Annotated in this window: 19 protein-coding genes; 17 read left to right on the top strand and 2 right to left on the bottom strand. The window is 71.2% G+C overall.

From position 1 onward, the window contains the following. Positions 1 to 38: 38 nt before the first annotated feature. Positions 39 to 341, top strand: coding sequence for a DUF3892 domain-containing protein (locus SOM08_RS00225; RefSeq protein WP_116959154.1), 303 nt, complete (start codon positions 39 to 41; stop codon positions 339 to 341). Positions 342 to 347: 6 nt separating this feature from the next. Here SOM08_RS00225 and SOM08_RS00220 read toward each other — a convergent pair whose 3' ends face one another. Next, positions 348 to 704 (bottom strand): ATPase with chaperone activity, encoded by a 357-nt coding sequence (locus tag SOM08_RS00220; protein ID WP_116959156.1) that lies wholly within the window; start codon positions 702 to 704, stop codon positions 348 to 350. Between the two features lie 148 nt (positions 705 to 852). On the opposite strand from SOM08_RS00220, the gene SOM08_RS00215 reads away from it, so the two are divergent. The 13 genes from SOM08_RS00215 to SOM08_RS00155 all read left to right on the top strand — a co-directional run bounded on the left by SOM08_RS00215 (position 853) and on the right by SOM08_RS00155 (position 13,949). Next, the gene (locus tag SOM08_RS00215; RefSeq protein ID WP_116959158.1) at positions 853 to 1,350 is read left to right on the top strand and encodes a hemerythrin domain-containing protein; all 498 of its coding nucleotides are present in this window, start codon (positions 853 to 855) and stop codon (positions 1,348 to 1,350) included. 117 nt (positions 1,351 to 1,467) lie between these two features. Then, entirely contained in the window at positions 1,468 to 1,866 is a 399-nt protein-coding gene (locus tag SOM08_RS00210) for a DoxX family protein (RefSeq protein WP_322469814.1), read from the top strand. 89 nt (positions 1,867 to 1,955) lie between these two features. Continuing rightward, entirely contained in the window at positions 1,956 to 2,606 is a 651-nt protein-coding gene (locus SOM08_RS00205; RefSeq protein WP_070399669.1) for a TetR/AcrR family transcriptional regulator, read from the top strand. Positions 2,607 to 2,735: 129 nt separating this feature from the next. Further along, positions 2,736 to 3,815, top strand: a complete 1,080-nt coding sequence (locus SOM08_RS00200) for an NAD-dependent epimerase/dehydratase family protein (RefSeq protein ID WP_116959162.1) — start codon at positions 2,736 to 2,738, stop codon at positions 3,813 to 3,815. Beyond that, a complete protein-coding gene (locus SOM08_RS00195) occupies positions 3,802 to 4,638 on the top strand; it encodes a GNAT family N-acetyltransferase (protein WP_322469813.1) in 837 nt (278 codons plus the stop codon). Before SOM08_RS00200 ends, SOM08_RS00195 begins: the two co-directional genes overlap by 14 nt. A 67-nt stretch (positions 4,639 to 4,705) precedes the next feature. Beyond that, positions 4,706 to 5,770: a dihydrodipicolinate synthase family protein gene (locus SOM08_RS00190; RefSeq protein ID WP_116959166.1), complete on the top strand. Its 1,065-nt coding sequence runs from the start codon at positions 4,706 to 4,708 to the stop codon at positions 5,768 to 5,770. A gap of 23 nt (positions 5,771 to 5,793) precedes the next feature. Then, positions 5,794 to 6,570, top strand: a complete 777-nt coding sequence (locus SOM08_RS00185) for an ABC transporter permease (protein ID WP_070399671.1) — start codon at positions 5,794 to 5,796, stop codon at positions 6,568 to 6,570. 50 nt (positions 6,571 to 6,620) lie between these two features. Continuing rightward, positions 6,621 to 7,637 carry an ABC transporter substrate-binding protein gene (locus SOM08_RS00180; protein WP_322469812.1) on the top strand — a complete coding sequence of 339 codons (1,017 nt, stop codon included), beginning with the start codon at positions 6,621 to 6,623 and terminating at the stop codon, positions 7,635 to 7,637. Positions 7,638 to 7,642: 5 nt separating this feature from the next. Then, positions 7,643 to 8,458 (top strand): ABC transporter ATP-binding protein, encoded by an 816-nt coding sequence (locus SOM08_RS00175; RefSeq protein WP_245980947.1) that lies wholly within the window; start codon positions 7,643 to 7,645, stop codon positions 8,456 to 8,458. A 29-nt stretch (positions 8,459 to 8,487) separates the two neighbouring features. Then, positions 8,488 to 9,315: a sugar phosphate isomerase/epimerase family protein gene (locus tag SOM08_RS00170; protein ID WP_116959170.1), complete on the top strand. Its 828-nt coding sequence runs from the start codon at positions 8,488 to 8,490 to the stop codon at positions 9,313 to 9,315. Then, a complete protein-coding gene (locus tag SOM08_RS00165; protein WP_322469811.1) occupies positions 9,316 to 10,779 on the top strand; it encodes a mandelate racemase in 1,464 nt (487 codons plus the stop codon). 61 nt (positions 10,780 to 10,840) lie between these two features. Continuing rightward, positions 10,841 to 12,280 carry an amidase gene (locus SOM08_RS00160; protein ID WP_322469810.1) on the top strand — a complete coding sequence of 480 codons (1,440 nt, stop codon included), beginning with the start codon at positions 10,841 to 10,843 and terminating at the stop codon, positions 12,278 to 12,280. Further along, a complete protein-coding gene (locus tag SOM08_RS00155; RefSeq protein ID WP_322469809.1) occupies positions 12,270 to 13,949 on the top strand; it encodes an FAD-dependent oxidoreductase in 1,680 nt (559 codons plus the stop codon). Before SOM08_RS00160 ends, SOM08_RS00155 begins: the two co-directional genes overlap by 11 nt. Positions 13,950 to 13,969: 20 nt before the next feature. Here SOM08_RS00155 and SOM08_RS00150 read toward each other — a convergent pair whose 3' ends face one another. Continuing rightward, positions 13,970 to 14,701 carry a GntR family transcriptional regulator gene (locus tag SOM08_RS00150; protein WP_181936484.1) on the bottom strand — a complete coding sequence of 244 codons (732 nt, stop codon included), beginning with the start codon at positions 14,699 to 14,701 and terminating at the stop codon, positions 13,970 to 13,972. A 218-nt stretch (positions 14,702 to 14,919) separates the two neighbouring features. Here SOM08_RS00150 and SOM08_RS00145 point away from each other — a divergent pair, with 218 nt between their 5' ends. Genes SOM08_RS00145 through SOM08_RS00135 form a run of 3 tightly spaced genes read left to right on the top strand, consistent with a single transcriptional unit; the run spans position 14,920 to position 17,743 of the window. Continuing rightward, positions 14,920 to 15,915: a TRAP transporter substrate-binding protein gene (locus SOM08_RS00145; RefSeq protein ID WP_116959180.1), complete on the top strand. Its 996-nt coding sequence runs from the start codon at positions 14,920 to 14,922 to the stop codon at positions 15,913 to 15,915. Continuing rightward, positions 15,912 to 16,466, top strand: coding sequence for a TRAP transporter small permease (locus SOM08_RS00140; protein WP_116959183.1), 555 nt, complete (start codon positions 15,912 to 15,914; stop codon positions 16,464 to 16,466). The genes SOM08_RS00145 and SOM08_RS00140 overlap by 4 nt, the downstream gene beginning before the upstream one ends. Further along, a complete protein-coding gene (locus SOM08_RS00135; RefSeq protein WP_116959185.1) occupies positions 16,463 to 17,743 on the top strand; it encodes a TRAP transporter large permease in 1,281 nt (426 codons plus the stop codon). Before SOM08_RS00140 ends, SOM08_RS00135 begins: the two co-directional genes overlap by 4 nt. The last annotated feature ends 7 nt before the right edge of the window (positions 17,744 to 17,750 follow it).

The following is a 17,750-nucleotide window of genomic DNA, read 5'->3' as shown; positions in this document are numbered from 1 at the left end:
ATCAAAACACATGATGCATGAATAAGGGGAAGGACCACATGCGCGAATTCGAAATCAACTGCGCCAGCCGGCTCAACCGCCAGGGCGGGCACGAGCACATCACCCACCTGGGCCACATCGCCAACCACTGGCGGCTGTCGCTGGAATCCATGGTCCGGCGCATCGAGTCGGGGACCGAGGGGTACTACCTGCTCGATCGAAAGACGGGCGAGCGCCTGCGCCTCGCGGTGGTGCGCGAGCCGGGCCACACGCCCTACCTGCGCACGCAGCGGGCGGACGGCTGGACCGACCACCTGCTCGCGCTGCCGGAATGCGGGCGAAGCTGTGCGCTGATCGGTTGAGGCGGCTTACTGCAGCAGCCCGCCGGCCATGGCCCGCAGCTCGGGGCTCAGGTGCTCGGTCCAGCCCAGCTGCTCGGCCATGTGGCACACCACCCAGCGGGCCTCGGGGGGCGATAGCACGCTGTCGGGTTCTTCGCCCGCCAATTCGAGCAGGCCCTCCAGCACCTTGTCGATCACGTCGGGCTCGGTGATGCCGAGCTTGAACTGAACCTCCTGGGCGCGCGTGACGAGGGCGTTGGCCATGTCGTCGCAGACCTCGAAGCGGCGGGCGATGTGCTGGGCCAGCTGGGCGGCCCGCTGGCCCGGGCGCGTCTGCAGGCGAATGAAGCTCTCGGGTATGTGAATCTGGGAAGCGTCGTCCATGGCGCGAATCATGTCGGAATCGGCGCACGCCGTCACGGCGCGCGCGCCGACGGCGGGGTCGGACCTGTCCGACGCGCGGGCTGGTGTCGCGCAGAGACGATCAAGTCACACGGAACCCTTTTGTCCCAAGCACCACCTCAACGCCCGCATGACCCTCTTCGACGCCCTGCGCCAGAGCCACGAGCTGCAGCGCCGCCTGTGCCGCCGGCTCGTGCGCATCAAACCCCAGGACCGCGACACGGTATTCCTCACCTTGAAGGTCGAGCTCGAGGCCCATGCCGCGGCCGAGGAACGCTTCCTGTACGTGCCGATGCTGATGACCAATCCTGGCCTCAGCGCCTCGCGCCACGCCCTGGCCGAGCACCACACCATCGAAGAGCTGTGCGAGGACCTGAGCGTGCCCGACAAAGGCACGGCGGCCTGGCTGGCGACGGCGAAGCGGCTGAGCGACAAGGTGCACCACCACCTGCGCGAGGAGGAGCGCAAGTTCTTCCAGCTCGCGGGCAAGCTCATCAGCGACGCGGACAAGCTGACCCTGGGCCGCAGCTACCTCAAGGACCTGGTGCACATGCGCCAGCACTACGCGCAGGCCTACAAGAGCCTGGCCGTGGACCGCCAGGGCGCGGTGGTGCCGGCCGCCAGCTGAGGCGGCGCGCGGCGGGTCGCACCGCGCGCGGGGCGGGCGGGGGAAGCGTTCGGGCGTGGCATGCTCTGCCCCCTCGTCACTTGCGACGGTTTCTCCCCTCTCCCCCTCTCACTTGTCATGAACGCTCTCAACGCCCTCTTCGATCAACCGCGTTTCGGTGTGCTGCTGCTGCGCTGGACGCTGGCCATCCTCATGCTGTTCCATGGCTGGGCCAAGATCACGGGCGGTGTCTCGGGCATCGTGGGCATGGTCGGCGCGCATGGGCTGCCGGGCTTCCTGGGCTACGCCGTGTACCTGGGCGAGGTGGTGGCGCCGCTGATGCTGCTGGTGGGTTTCTGGGTGGTGCCGGCGGCGCTGGTGGTCGCCATCAACATGGTGGTGGCGCTGGTGCTGGTGCATTCGGGTCACTTCCTGGGCCTGGCCAGCAGCGGCGGCTGGCGCCTGGAACTGCAGGCCTTCTTCCTCGTGAGCGCGCTGGTGGTGGCGTTCACGCACCGGCTCGGGCCGCAGCGCTGAGCCGCCGTGGCGGGCCCGCGGGTGCCGCGCCCGCCGCGCAGAAAGCCCGGCCGATAATCCGGCGCACCGCACCCGCACCGCCGACCACGATGCCCGCCCCACGCCGCGCCGCCGCCCCCAGCCACCCCGACGCCGACAGCAGCGCGGCCCGCGCGGCCATCCTCGCGGCGGCTCGCGCGGAGTTTTCCGCCAAGGGCCTGACGGGCGCGCGCGTCAACGAGATCGCGGCGCGCGCAGGCGTCAACAAGCAGCTCATCTACTACTACTTCGGCAGCAAGGAAGACCTGTACCGCACGGCGCTGGAGGTGGTCTACACCGAGATCCGGACGCAGGAGCGCAGCCTGAACCTGGGCGACATGAAGCCCGAGGAGGCCATGGCTGCCCTCATCGGCTTCTCCTTCGACTACCTGGCGCAGCACCCCGACTTCATCGGCCTGCTCAACCACGAGAACGCGCAGGGCGCGCCCCACGTGCGCGACTCCAGCGCCATCCGCGACACCAACTCGCCCCTGATCGAGCTGATCGCCAAGACCCTGGCGCGCGGCATCCGGGCCAAGGTGTTTCGCCGCGGCATCGACCCGGTGGAGCTGTACATCTCGGTCGCGGGCATGTCGTACTTCTTCTTCTCCAACCGCCTCACCCTGGCCTCGATCTTCGACCGCGAGCTGCAGTCCGCGGCCGCGGTCAGCGCCTACCGCGCGCACGTCGTGGCCTTCGCCATGGCCGGCCTGCGCGTCTGATCCGGCAGGCCATCGCCGGGGACGGGCGTCCATGCTCGCATACCCCAACCCCAGATTTCAACCAAACGGTTGACGCCACCGAAGCGCGCCCATATGCTCATTCCATCGAGTTTGAGAAAGGGCGATTCCATGCACAGCCAGCCATCCGGGGGAACGCCCCAGCACCGTGTCGCGCTGCTGGACCCGGCGCAGCTGCCCGAGCGCTTCGAGTCGGTCGAGGCGCTGGAGGAGTTCCTGTCGCGGCCCAGCCAGGCCCTGATCGACGACCTCGCGCAGGTGGACGGCGACCTCATGATCCTGGGCGTGGCCGGCAAGATGGGGCCCACGCTCGCGCGCCTGGCCAAGAACGCCGCGCCGCACAAGCGCGTGATCGGCGTGGCGCGCTTCAGCGACCCCGAGGTGCGCCAGCGCCTGGAGGCCTGGGGCATCGAGACCATCACGGCCAACCTGCTGGACCGCGCCGCCATCGAGGCCCTGCCGCGCGTGCCCAACATCGTCTTCGCGGCCGGCCACAAGTTCGGGGCCAAGGACAACCAGGCCCTGACCTGGGCCATGAACACGCACGTGCCGGCCCTGGTGGCCGACACCTTCCGCGGCGCGCGCATCGTGGGCTTTTCCACCGGCAACATCTACCCGCTCACCACCGTGGGGCGCCAGGGCGCCAGCGAGAAGACGCCGCCCGCGCCCCTGGGCGAGTACGCGCAGTCCTGCATCGGGCGCGAGCGCATGTTCGAGTACTTCTCGGCCCAGCACGGCTCGCCCGGGCGCCTGTTCCGCCTGAACTACGCCATCGACATGCGCTACGGCGTGCTGTACGACATCGCCTCCAAGGTGCACCGCGGCGAGGCCGTGGACGTGACCATGGGCCACGTGAACGTGATCTGGCAGGGCGACGCCAACGCGCAGGTGCTGCGGTCCCTGCGCCACTGCACGGTGCCGGCCACGCCGATCAACTGCACCGGGCCCGAGACCCTGTCGGTGCGCTGGCTGGTGGACGAGTTCGCGGCGCGCCTGGGCGTGCCGGCCCGCGTGGTCGGCCAGGAAGCGGGCACCGCCCTGCTGTCGGACACCACGCTGGCCTGCCGCCTGTTCGGCTACCCGCTGGTGCCGCTGGGCGCCATGCTCGACTGGGTGGCCGACTGGGTGAAGCGCGAACAGCCCGCCTTCAACAAGCCGACCAAGTTCGAGGTCAGGGATGGCGCCTTCTGAGGCCCTGACCCTGGTCGTCCTGGGCCCGGCCGACGCGCCGGATGGCCTGGCCTTGTCGGAGGCGGCGGGCTGGAACCAGACCGCCGAGGACTGGCGCCTGTTCGTGCGCCAGGGCCGGGTTTTTGGCCTGCGCGAGCAGGAGGCGAACCGCCTGGTCGCCACCGCGGCCGCGCTGCCCTACGCCGGGGGCCTGGGCTGGATCTCCATGGTGCTGGTCGCGCCCGAGTGGCGCCACCAGGGCCTGGCCACCCAGCTCATGCAGCACTGCATCGCCCATCTGCGCGCGCTGGACGCGACGCCGGTGCTGGACGCCACACCGGCCGGTCAACCGGCCTATGCGCGCCTGGGCTTCGAGGCCGGCTTCGCGCTGGCGCGTTGGGAAGGCGTGTTGGCGGCCGCGCCGCCGGCGCCGGGCACCGGCCTGGCCGACGCGATCACCATCGCGCGCCTCGACGCGCTGGCCAATGGCTGCGATCGCGGCGTGCTGCTGATCGACTTCCTGCGCCGCCCCGGCACGCGCGCCTGGGTCGAGCCGGACGGCCATGGCTTCGCGCTGGCCCGCCAGGGCCTGCGCGCCACGCAGCTGGGGCCGCTGGTGGCGTGCGACGAGGCGTCGGCCCTGTCGCTGCTGCAGCGCGCGCTGGCCGATCTGCGCGGCCCCGTGTTCCTCGACGTGCCCGAGCGCTGGAGCGCGCTGACGGCCTGGCTGCAGCACAACGGCTTCGCCCGCCAGCGCGGCTTCGCGCGCATGGCGCTCGGCGCCGCCCCCATCGCTGACGTCCACCACCGGCTGTTCGTCGTCGCCGGTCCCGAATTTGGATGAGTCCCATGAGCCCCACCCGATCGCCCGAAGGGGCTCGCACCGCAGTGCACCGCACGGAGGTTACCCAGTGAGCCTGAGCGCCACCCAAGTCCAACACACCCGGGCGCTGCTGCAGCGCGGCCTGGCCATCCCGGCCCATCCGCTGGCGCTGAACGCGCAACGCCAGCTCGACGTGCGCCGCCAGCGCGCGCTCAGCCGCTACTACCTCGACGCTGGCGCGGGCGGCCTGGCCGTGGGCGTGCACACCACGCAGTTCGCGATCCGCGAGGTCGGCCTGTTCGAGGAGGTGCTGCGCCTGGCGATCGGCACCGCGCGGGACTGGGTGCCGGCCAGCCGCCCGCTGGCCATGGTGGCCGGCGTCTGCGGCCGCACCGAACAGGCCGTGGCCGAAGCCCGCCTGGCCCAGGGCCTGGGCTACAACGCCGGCCTGCTGAGCCTGGCCGCCATGAAGGGCCAGAGCGAAGACGCCCTGATCGCCCACTGCGAGGCCGTGGCGCAGGAGATCCCGCTGGTGGGCTTCTACCTCCAGCCCGCCGTGGGTGGCATGGACCTGAGCGCCGCCTTCTGGGCGCGCTTCGCCGCCATCCCCAACGTGGTGGCAATCAAGGTCGCGCCCTTCCACCGCTACCGCACGCTCGACGTGGTGCGCGGCCTGGTCGAAGCGCGCGCCGAAGACCGCGTGACGCTCTACACCGGCAACGACGACCACATCGTGCTCGACCTGGTGACCCCCTTCACCGTGCAGCGCGACGGCCAGCCGGTGACCGTGCGCTTTCGCGGCGGCCTGCTCGGCCACTGGTCGGTCTGGACCTCGGGCGCGGTGCGCTTGCTCGAGCAATGCCAGGCGGCGGCGCGCGAGCCGGCGGTCTCGGCCGAGATGCTGGCGCTGGACAGCCGCGTCACCGACTGCAACAGCGCATTCTTCGACGTCGCCAACAACTTCCACGGCTGCATCGCCGGCTGCCACGAGGTGCTGCGCCGCCAGGGCCTGCTCGAAGGCACCTGGTGCCTGGACCCCAACGAGGGCCTAAGCCCCGGGCAGAAAGAAGCCATCGACCGCGTCTGCGCCCAGCACGCCGACCTGGCCGACGACGCCTTCGTGGCCGAGGGGCTGAGCCGCTGGCTCGCCTGACGGCCGCGCCCACAGGAGCACCCATGAACCAGAACAAGGCCCTGCGCTGGACCCTTCACTACCTGCCCGCCATCGGCTTGTTCGCGGGCTTCATCCTGCTGTGGCAACTGGCGGTGTCGGTGTTCGGCATTCGCGAGTACCTGCTGCCCGGTCCCTATGCCGTGTGGCAGTCCATGCTCAGCGACGAGATCCCCTGGCTCAGCCACGCCTGGATCACGGGCGTGGAGATCCTCGGCGCCTTTCTCCTGGCCGGCGTGGCCGGCGTGGCGCTGGGCATGGCCATCGCGTGGTCGCAGGGCATCTCGCGCGCGCTCACCCCCTTCCTGGTGTTCGTGAACACCCTGCCCAAGGTGGCGATCGCGCCGCTGTTCCTCATGTGGCTGGGCTACGGCATCCTGCCCAACATGCTGATCGGCGCGCTCATCGGCTTCTTCCCGGTGGTCATCAACACCGCCGTGGGCCTGACCCAGATCGACCAGGACCTGGTGGACCTGGGCCGCGTGTTCAGCGCGCCCAAGTGGAAGGTGTTCCTGAAGATCCGCATCCCCAACGCCTACCCCTACATCCTGAGCGCGCTCAAGGTCACCGCCACTTCGGCGGTGGTGGGCGCCGTGGTGGGCGAGTTCGTGGCCTCGCAGAAGGGCCTGGGCTACGTGATCATCACCACGCAAAGCAGCATGAACACGCCGGCCGCCTTCGCCGCGCTGGTGTGGATCTCCGTGCTCGGCCTGCTGCTGTATGGCCTGGTGGCCCTGCTGTCGCGCCTGCTCGCGCCCTGGGCCGAAGAGGCGCCGCGCTGAATTCCGTCCGCCCCCCCCACCCACTCCCCGTCCCCCGAAAGGAAAGCACCATGACTCGCCGGATCGCTGTTCCCCTCGCCGCCGTCTGCTCGGCGCTGCTCGCGCTGATGCCCCTGGGCGCCAGCGCGCAGGCCAAGGAGAAGTTCACCTTCGCCCTCAACTGGTTCGCCGTCGGCGACCACGCCGCCTACTGGGTGGCGCTCGACAAGGGCTACTACGCCCAGCGCGGCCTCGACGTGACGCTGGAAAACTCCAAGGGCTCGGGCGACTCCATCGCCAAGGTCGACACCGGCCGCGCCGACGCCGGCCTGGCCGACGCGGTGCCGGTGATCTCGGCCAGCTCGCGCGGCGCGCGCGTGAAGATGGTGGGCATGGTGTTCGACAAGACGCCCATGACCTTCTTCAGCCACGCCGACAAGCCGCTGCTCAAGCCCAAGGACCTGGAAGGCAAGACCGTGGCCGCGCCCGCCGGCGACAGCCAGCGCCTGGCCTTTCCCGCCTTCGCGCGCCTGAACCAGATCGACCCGGCCAAGGTGACCTGGGTGAACATCGAGCCCACCGCCAAGGTGGCCTCGATCGCCGAGAAGCGGGTCGACGGCGTGGCCGACTACACCACCGGCCAGCCCTTCTACGACAAGGCCATGGGCCCGGGCAAGGCCGTGCGCCTGCAATGGGCCGACTACGGCTTCGACCTCTACGCCATGTCCATCATCGCCGGCGAGAAGACCATGGCCGAGAAGCCGCAGCAGCTCAAGGCCTTTCTCGAAGCCTCCTACATGGGCTGGCGCGACGTGATGGCCAACCCCAAGGAGGCCCTGGCCATCTTCAAGAAGCGCGTGCCCGAGATCGACGTGGCCATCATCGAGGCCAACATGCAGATGGGCTTTGACCTGATGCGCACCAAGAACTACGCCGACAACGGCATCGGCTGGATCGACGAGAAGAAGATGTGCGCGTCCACCGACATCGTGAACACCTACATGGGCCTGCCGAAGAAGGTGGACTGCAAGGACGTGTTCAACCCCGCCTTCTTCACCAAGGTGGCCATGCCCCTGGCGGTCAAGTGAGCGCAGTGAACGCACGGGTCCTCATCGAAGTCGACCAAGCGGGCATGGTCTACCAGGCCGACAGCGGCCCGGTGGAAGCCCTGCGCGACATCTCCCTGCGCATCCACGAGGGCGAGTTCGTCGCCCTCGTGGGCCCCAGCGGCTGCGGCAAGTCCACGCTGATGCGCGCCATCGCCGGCCTGCGCCCGGTGACCAGCGGGCGCATCGTGGTGGACGGCGTGCCGGTGGACAAGCCCATCCCGCAGGTGGGCATGGTGTTCCAGGCCGCGCTGCTGCTGAAGTGGCGCACGGTGCTGGACAACGTGCTGCTGCCGGTGGAGCTGTCCGGCGGCAACCCGGCGCAGTACCGCGAACGCGCCCACGCGCTGCTCAGGATGGTCGGCCTGGGCGACTTCGCCGACAAGCGCCCGGGCGAACTCTCCGGCGGCATGCAGCAGCGCGCCTCGCTGTGCCGCGCCCTCATCATGGACCCGCCCATCCTGCTGATGGACGAGCCGTTCGGCGCCCTGGACGCCATGACGCGCGACGAGATGAACATCGAGCTGCTGCGCATCTGGGGCGAAAGCGCCGGCGGCGGCGCGCGCAAGACCATCGTCTTCGTCACGCACTCCATCCCCGAGGCGGTGTTCCTCGCCGACCGCGTGGTCGTGATGTCGCCACGCCCCGGTCGCGTGGCCAACATCCGCGCGGTGGAGATCTCGCGCCCGCGCACCGCCGAAACGCGGGCCGACCCGGCGCTGGGCCGCCTGTCCTTCGAGCTCTACACCGAACTCTCGGGCGCCACCGGCCGGCGCGAGACCCGGGCCGGCCCGCAGTGGTGAGCCGCGCGCGGCGCTGAAGGACCGGCTCCGTGCGCCTTGCCCTGTGCAACGAGGTCCTCGCGCCCTGGCCCTTCGCGCGCCAGTGCGAATGGGCCGCGGCCCTGGGCTACCAGGGGTTGGAGCTGGCACCGTTCACCCTGGGCGAGGCCGCGTGGCGCCTGCCCGCCAGCGAACGCACCGCCCTGCGCCGCGCCGCCAGCGACGCGGGCATCCGGGTCTCGGGCCTGCACTGGCTGCTGCGCCAGCCCGAGGGCCTGTCCATCACCTCGCCCGACCCCGCCGTGCGCGCGCGCACGCTGCAGGTGCTGCGCGGCCTGGTCGATCTCTGCGCCGAACTCGGCGGCGAGGTGCTGGTGCACGGCTCGCCCGCGCAGCGGCGCCTGACGCCGGGCGACGAAGCCGGCGCGCGCGCACGGGCCACCGAGGTCTTTGCCACGGTGGCCGAACACGCCCAGGCGGCGGGCGTCACCTACTGCATCGAGGCCCTGGCGCCGCCTGAGGCCGACTTCATCCACACCCTGGCCGACGCCGCCGCCCTCGTGCGCGCCCTCGACCGGCCCGCGCTGCGCACCATGCTCGACTGCTGCGCCGCCGCGCGCGCCGAGGCCGAGCCGGTGCACGGGCTGCTGGCGCGCTGGCTGCCCAGCGGCCTGCTGGCCCACGTGCAGGTGAACGACCCGAACGGGCGCGGCCCCGGCCAGGGCGCGCTGCGTTTCGCCGACATCCTTCGCGCGCTGCGCCGGCACGGCTACGCCGGATGGGTGGCCGTGGAGCCCTTCGACCACCACCCCGATGGCCCGGCCGCCGCCGCGCGCGCCATCGGCTACCTGCGCGGCCTGCTGGAGGCCCTGGACTGAATGGAACACACGCCCGCCCCCCGCCTGACGGTGCTGTCCGTCGAGCGCTTCGAGTCGCCCTACCGGCTGCGCCTGCCGTTTCGCTTCGGCGTCATCACCGTGACCGAGGGCCGGCAGGCCATCGTGCGTGTGCGCGTGCGCCACGAAGACGGGCGCGAGGGCACGGGCTACGCCGCCGAGGCCCTGGGCGCCAAGTGGTTTGACAAGAACCCCGCGCTGAGCGACGCGCAGAACCTGGACCAGCTGCGCAAGGCCCTGGAGCTGTGCGAAGACGCCTACCTCGCGGCGCCCGCGCTCAGCGCCTTCGATCTGTACGCCGAGCACTACCGTCCGCTGCTGGACGCCGGTGCCGCCGTCGGCCTGAACCCGCTGGTCACCAGCTATGGCCCGGCCCTGCTGGACCGCGCCGTGCTCGACGCGCTCTGTCGCATCGAGGGCCTGAGCTTCTGGCAGGCCATGCGGCACAACCGACCCGGCCTGCGCGCGCACGCCATCGCGCCCGACCTCAAGGGCTTCGAGCCCACGCCCTTCCTGCGCGGCCTGGAACCGCTGAACACGCTGGCGGTGCGCCACACCGTGGGCCTGCTCGACCCCATCGTGGCGGCCGACCAGGCGAGCGGAGCGCGTGTCGACGACGGCCTGCCCGAAACCCTGGAAGAGGTGGTGGCCACCTACGGCAACCGCTACTTCAAGCTCAAGGTCTCGGGCCAGGCCGAGGCCGACCTGGAGCGCCTGCGCCGCATCGCCTCGGTGCTCGATCGCCTGGATGGGCCCTATTTCGCCACCCTCGACGGCAACGAACAGTACGGCGACGCCGAGGCCATCGCCGATCTGTGGCGGCGCATGGCGGCCGAGCCCGCGCTGCGCCGCCTGTGCGAGGCCACGCTGCTGATCGAGCAGCCCATACGGCGCCAGGTGGCGCTGGCCCAGCCGGTGGCGGCGCTGGCGCGCCACAAGCCGGTCATCATCGACGAGTCCGATGGCGATCTCGACGCCTTTGTGCGTGCGCGCGCCCTGGGCTACACCGGCGTCTCGTCCAAGGCCTGCAAGGGTTTCTACAAGTCGGTGCTGAACCTGGCGCGCTGCCGGGTGTGGAACCGGGCCGAGGGCCGGCCGGTGTACTTCATGTCGGCCGAGGACCTGACCACACAGCCCGGCCTTGCCGTCCAGCAGGACCTGGCGCTGGTGGCCCTGCTGGGCATCCCGCACGTGGAGCGCAACGCGCACCACTTCATCGACGGCTTCAACGGCCGCCCGCTGGCCGAGGCCCAGGCCTATGGTGCCGCCCACCCGGACCTGTACCACGAGCAGAACGGCCGTGTGCGCCTGCGCATTCGGCGCGGGCAACTGGCCCTGGGCTCGCTGGCGGCCGCGGGCTTCGGCTCCGCCGTCGATCCCGTGCTGGACGGCACCGCGCCCATGGCGCGCGCCGACTGGCCCCCCGCCGCGCCGGCGCACGCATGAGCCCCGCCGGACCGTTCCCCAGGGGCTCGGCCCCGCAGTGCGCCGCATGGAGGTGTGCCCAGTGAGCATCGACCGCTACGAAGAACACGACGGCCTGGGCCTGGCCGCGCTGGTGCGCCGGGGCGAGGTGGCGCCCCAGGAGCTGCTGGACGCCGCGCTCGCGCGCATTCAGCGCCACAACCCGCGGCTCAACGCCGTGGTCACGCCGCTATACGACGCGGCGCGCGCCGAGGTCGCGCGCGGCCTGCCGCCCGGTCCCTTCCAGGGCGTGCCCTTCCTGGTGAAGGAGCTGGTGGCCTCGGTGGCCGGGGCCGCCACCACCGCGTCCTCGCGCCTGTTCGCGCGGCAGATGCCGGCGGCCGACAGCGAGATCGTGGCCCGCATGCGCCGCGCGGGGCTGGTGATCGTGGGCAAGACCAACTCGCCGGAGTTCGGCCTGTCGCCGGCCACCGAATCGCTGCTCTACGGCGTCACCCGCAACCCCTGGGACACCGCGCTCACGCCCGGCGGCTCCAGCGGCGGCGCGGCGGCGGCCGTGGCCTCGGGCATGGTGCCGGCCGCCCACGCCACCGACGGCGGCGGCTCCATCCGCATCCCGGCCTCGTGCTGCGGCCTGTTCGGCCTCAAGCCCACGCGCGCGCGCATCAGCGCCGGGCCCGAAGGCGGCGAGGGCCTGAGCGGCCTGGCCCACCAGCACGTGGTGAGCCGCAGCGTGCGCGACAGCGCGGCCCTGCTCGACGCCCTGGCCGGGCCGATGCCGGGCGACCCCTACCAGGCGCCGCCGCCCGAGCGGCCCTACCTCGACGAAGTGGGCCGCGCGCCCGGGCGCCTGCGCATCGCCTTCGCCCGGACCGCGCCCACCGGCGTGCCCGTGGACCCGGCCTGCGTGGCGGCGGTGGAAGACGCCGCGCGCCTGTGCGAGCAGCTGGGCCACCACGTGGAAGAGGCCTCGCCCGACTTCGACGCCCCCGCGCTGGAGCGCGGCTTCGAAATGGTGTTCGCCACCAACACCATGGCCAACATCGCGCGCGCCACCGGCGGCGCATTGCCCGACCGCGAACTGGTGGAGCCGCTGACCTACGCGCTGGCCGAGGCCGGGCGCGGCGTGAGCGCGAGCGAGTACATCCTCAACCTGCACGCGCTGCACCGCCAGGCGCGGCGCATCGCCGGTTTCTTCGAGCGCCACGACATCTGGCTCACGCCCACGCTGGCGCAGACGCCGCGCCCGCTGGGCTGGTTCGACATCCGCTCCAGCGACGTGCGCGCCTGGATGGACCGGCTGGCCGCCTACCTGCCCTTCACCTACCCCTTCAACGTCACCGGCCAGCCGGCCGCCTCGGTGCCGCTGCACTGGACGCCCCAGGGGCTGCCGATCGGCTGCCAGTTCGCGGCCCGCTACGGCGAAGAGGGCCTGCTGCTGCGCCTGTGCGCGCAGCTCGAAGCGGCCCGTCCCTGGTTCCACCGGCGCCCACCGGTGAGCGGGCTGGCGCATGGACACTGAAGAGGTCGACCTGCTGGTCATCGGCGGCGGCGTGGCGGGGCTGACGGCCGCGCTGGTGGCGGCCATCGAAGGCCTGAGCGTGATGGTGTGCGAGAAGACCGGCCAGCTGGGTGGCACGGCGGCCAGTTCGGCCGGCACGGTGTGGGTGCCGGGCAGCAGCCAAAGCCAGCGCGCCGGCCTGGCCGACCCGCTGGAGGGCGCGCGCCGCTACCTGGCGGCCGAGATCGACACCGACAGCGGGGCCGAGCTGCGCGAGGCCTTCCTCGCCACCGGCCCGCGCGTGCTGGACTACCTGGAGCGGCATTCCGACGTGGTGTTCACGCCCGCCGCGCGCCACCCCGACTACCACGACCGGCATGCCGGCGCGGCCATCGGCGGGCGGGCCCTGGTGGCGCGCCCCTTCGACGGGCGCCTGCTGGGCGCCGACTTCGCGCGGTTGCGCCCGCCCATGCGCCACATGATGGTGCTGGGCGGCCTGTCGGTCAGCAAGGACGACGTCGCGCCGCTGCTGCGCCCGTTCGCCTCCTGGCGCGCGCTGCGCCATGTGCTGGCCCTGCTGGCCCGGCACGCGCGCGACCGCCTGAGCCACCCGCGCGGCACGCGGCTGGTGATGGGCAACGCGCTCATCGCGCGCCTGCTGCACAGCCTGCGCCAGCGCGGCGTCGACCCGCTCACCGGCGTGGACGTGCGCGCGCTGCACCAGGAAGGCGGCGCCGTCACCGGCGCCACGCTGACGCACGGCGGCCGCGAGCGCCGCGTGCGCGCGCGCCGTGGCGTGGTGCTGGCCTGCGGCGGCTTCGGGCACGCGCCCGACTGGCGCCAGCGCCTGCTGCCCCAGCCCGCGCACACGCATTCGCTGATGGCCGAGGGCAACACCGGCGACGGCTTGCGGCTGGCGCAGGCCGTGGGCGCCGCGGTCGACGAGGCCGGGCACCGCGCGCCGGCCTTCTGGGCGCCGGTGTCGGTGCGGCAGGGCGCGGACGGCGCGCCGCAGCGCTTCCCGCACTTCGCGCTGGACCGCGCCAAGCCGGGCCTGATCGCCGTCGACGCGCGCGGCCGGCGCTTCGTCAACGAGGGCGACTCGTACCACGACTTCGTGCTGGCCATGCAAGGCGCGTCGGCCGTGCCCGCGCACCTGATCTGCGACGCCCGCTTCCTGCGCCGCTACGGCCTGGGCCTGGTGCGCCCCGGTGCCTGGCGCCTGGGGCCGTTCGTGCGCGACGGCTACCTGCGCCGCGCGCCGACCCTGGCCGCGCTGGCGGCGCAGCTGGGCGTGGACGCCGAGGGCCTGCAGGCCACGGTGGCGCGCCACAACCGCTTCGCGGCCACGGGGGTCGACGGGGATTTCGGCAAAGGCACGAGCGAGCTCAACCGCTTCAACGGGGACCCGGACCACGGCCCCAACCCCTGCCTGGGCCCGATCGCCACCGCGCCGTTCTACGCGGTGAGCGTGTGGCCGGGCGACGCCGGCATGAGCGTGGGCCTGAGCACCGACGCCGACGCCCGGGTGCTGCGGCCCGATGGCCAGGCGATCAATGGCCTGTACGCCTGCGGCGCCGACATGGGCTCCATCATGCGCGGGCGCTACCCCGGGCCGGGCGTCACCCTGGGCCCGGCGCTGGTGTTCGCCTGGCGCGCCGTGAGGCACGCGGCGGCGGCGCCGGCCTGAACCGGCGCGCTGGCGCGGGCTCAGGCCGCGCGGGCGGCGGCCAGCGACTGGGTGTAGGCGGTGCCCGTCTTGAGCACGTGGCGGAACAGGATCTCGCCGGCGAAGCGCGCGTCGCGCAGCTCCATGGCCGACATCACCAGCTCGTGCTCCTTCACCGACTCGTCCCAGCGCCCGTCGGTGGTGATGGCGATGAAGCGCGGGCGCCGGGCGCGCGTCATCAGGTCGGCGTGCGTGCGGCTGAGCTGCGGGTTGTCCGCCATCTCGATGATGGTTTCGTGGATGCGGTGGTTGAGCTCGAAGTAGCGGTCGCGGTCGCCCGCGGCGTGGTGCCGCAGCATCTCGTCGTGCAGCGCGCGCAGCCGGGCCAGGGCCGGCGCCGAGGCCTGCAGCGTCACCGTCTCCACCGCCAGGCGCTCCAGGGCCGCGATCACCGCGAACAGGTTGACGATCTCGTCCGTCGAGGGGGTGGTCACGCGCGAGCCGCGGTTGGGCAGCAGCTCGACCAGGCCCTCGGCCGCCAGCACCTTCAAGGCCTCGCGGATGGGCGTGCGCGACACGCCCAGGGCCTCGCTGAGCCCCACCTCGTTGATGCGCTCGCCCGAGGCGAGCTCGCCGTGCACGATCAGGTCGCGGATGTGCCCGCAGACGTCGGCGTGCACGCCGCGCCGGCGCCGCTCCTCCGCGCCGGCCGGCTCTTCCGCGCCCGGCGCGGGGGCGGTCTCTCGCAGGGACCCAGTCAGAGGCTTGTCCACGGCCTTCCCCATTTGAATGCAAACCTGGCCAGATCGGCCAAAAGTGAATTATCTTGGTGCGAGGTTAAGGCAAATCGAGCCGGATGAGCACCAATTGAGTGCGTAAATACCCTGTTGACAGGGACATTGCCGAAAAGATAATGCACTTGCACGGTTCTTGCATTTTCCAGGTCGTCATCCCCTGTAACCCATCCGCTGACCCCAGCGAAGGAATTGCCATGAAGTTTCGCCGATCCCTTGTTCTCTCGGCCGTCGCCGCCCTGACCCTCGTGGGCCTTCACGCCCCCTCCATGGCCCAGCAGCGGCTGCGCGTGGCAGGCAACTTCCCCGCGGACCACACGGCCACCAAGGTGATGGAGATCTTCAAGAAGGAGGTGGAGGCGCGCACCAAGGGTGAACTGCAGGTCGACCTGTTCCCCAACATGCAGCTGGGCGGCGCGGCGGAGAACGTCGACCAGGTGCGCTCCGGCACGGTGTTCGCCATCGTCACTTCCATCGCCTACTTCACCCGCATCGTGCCGGAGTACGAAGCCGTCAGCCTGCCCTTCCTGTTCAGTTCGCGCGAGGCGGCCTTTCGCGTCATGGACGGCCCGGTGGGCAAGCTGTTCGACGAGCGCATGGCGCAAAAAGGCTTCATCAGCCTGGGTTATGGCGAACTGGGCTTTCGTCACGTGACGAACAACGTGCGGCCCATCACCTCCTCGGCCGACTTCAAGGGCCTGAAGATCCGCCTGCAGCCCAACGAAGTGCACCTGGACACCTTCCGCGCGCTGGGCGCCAACCCGGTCGCCATGGACGTCAAGGAGGTCTACTCGGCCATGCAGCAGGGCGTGCTGGACGGCCACGAGAACCCCTACAACATCATCGCCAGCCGCCGCTTCAACGAGGTGCAGAAGCACCTGTCCGACACCGGCCACTTCTACGACTTCATCAACGCGGCCGCCAACAAGCGCCTGTTCGAGCGCCTGAGCAAGCCGCAGCAGGAGGCGGTCATGGCCTCCATGAAAGAGGCCATGACCTGGCAGCGCGCGGAAGCCGCCCGCGAAGATGAGCGCTGGCGCCAGCAGCTGGTGAAGGCCGGCATGACCTTCACGCCGATCACCCCGCAGGGCCGCGCCGACTTCCGCCGCAGCACCGCGGGCGTGGTGGAGTCGCTCAAGAAGCGCATCGATCCCAAGCTGATCGAAGCGGTCGTCACCGAGGCCACCAAGTGACGCAGGGCGTGAGCGCCGCCGAGGCGGCCCCGCCGCCCGGCGACAACGGATGGCCCCCGATCTGGCCCGCCATCCGGCGCTGGGTCGAGGCCCTCGACCGCGTGTCGATGGTGGTGATCGTGCTGGCCATGGCCGCCATGACGCTGATGGTGTCCCTGCAGGTGTTCTGGCGCTACGTGCTGAGCTCGTCCATCGACTCGGCCGACGAGGTCTCGCGCCTGTTCTTCGTCTGGGTCATCTTCCTGGCGATCCCGCACGGCATCAAGTACGCGGTGCACGTGGGCATCGACCTGCTGGTCATGAACCTGTCGCCGCGCAACAAGGAGCGGCTGTTCCGCCTGGTCTGCGTGGCCAGCGCGGTGCTGATGGCGGCGATCTTCTGGGCCGCCTGGGTGGCCACGCTGGACAAGTGGCAGGAGCTGATGCCCACGCTGCCCATCACCGCCGGCATCTACTACGTCGCCGTGCTGATCTGCGCGGCCCATTCGTTCATCCACCTCGTGCTGCACGCCTGGCTGGGTTCGCGCATCTGGGAAGGAAGGTTGTCATGACCTGGCTCGTGATCATCGTCTTCTGCGTGCTCGCCTTCGCGGGCATGCCCCTGGCGTTCGCGCTGGGCTTCGCGTCCCTGGCCGCGCTGTATGCCGCCGACTTCGAGCTGGTGATGATGGCCCAGCGCATGCTGCACGCGGTGGACAACTTCCCGCTGATGGCGATCCCGCTGTTCATGCTGGCCGGCGAGCTGATGGTCAAGGCCGGCATGATGGAGCGGCTGGTGGCCTTCGCCAACAGCCTGGTCGGGCGCGTGCACGGGGGCCTGGCTCACGTCACCATCATCGCCGGCACCATCCTCGCTTCGGTCAGCGGTGCGGCCGTGGCCTCGGCCAGCGCCTTGGGCAGCGCCTTGGTGCCCGCGCTGCGCAAGCACTACCCGGACAGCTTCAACTGCGCGGTGATCGCCTCGGCGGCCAACCTGGGGCCGGTGATCCCGCCCTCCAACGCCATGATCGTCTACGCCCTGATGGCCGGCTCCTCGGTGTCGGTGGGGGGGCTGTTCATGGCCGGCATCGTGCCGGGCGTGCTGCTCGCATTGGGCTTCATCGGCATCGCCAGCTTCGTTTCCTGGCGGCGCAAGTACCCGCCCACGGGCGAGGCCTTCAACGCGCGCAACGCCTGGGTGCAGTTCCGCAAGGCGCACATCATCCTGTTCATGCCCATCATCGTGGTGGGCGGCATCATCGGCGGCGTGTTCACGGCCACCGAGGGCGCCGCCATCGCGGTGGTCTACTCGGGCGTGGTGGGCCTGCTGGTCACGCGCAAGCTGCGCCTGTCGGACCTGCCGGGCTGTCTGTTCCGCGCGGCCGTCACGGCCTCGATGGTGGGCGCGCTGATCGCGCTGGCCGCCACCGTGACCTTCCTGCTCACCGTGGACATGGTGCCGCAGCAGATGGCGGACTGGGTGAAAAGCATGACGGCCGACCCCATGGTGTTCGTGCTGCTGACCATGCTGCTGCTGGTGGTGGTGGGCATGTTCATGGAGTCGAACGCGGCCTACATCATGCTGGTGCCGCTGTTCGTGCCGATCGCCGACGCCTTCGGCCTGGACCCGCTGTGGTTCGGCTTCCTGTTCATGTTCAACCTGGTGATCGGGATGATGACGCCGCCGGTGGGCGTGCTGTTCTTCGTCATGAGCGGCATCACCCGGGTGCCCATGGGCGCGATCATCCGCGAGTCCATGCCCTTCGTGATCTTCCAGTTCGTGATGCTGCTGCTGTGCGTGGCCTTTCCGTCCATCGTCACGGCGCTGCCGCGCGCGCTGGGCTTCTAAGGGGTGG

The sequence above is a fragment of the Hydrogenophaga sp. SNF1 genome (assembly GCF_034421675.1).
In the GTDB taxonomy this organism is placed as follows: Bacteria; Pseudomonadota; Gammaproteobacteria; order Burkholderiales; family Burkholderiaceae_C; genus Hydrogenophaga; species Hydrogenophaga borbori.
The sequence above is the reverse complement of the archived record's forward strand: the minus strand, read 5'-3'. Positions and strand labels throughout refer to the sequence as shown.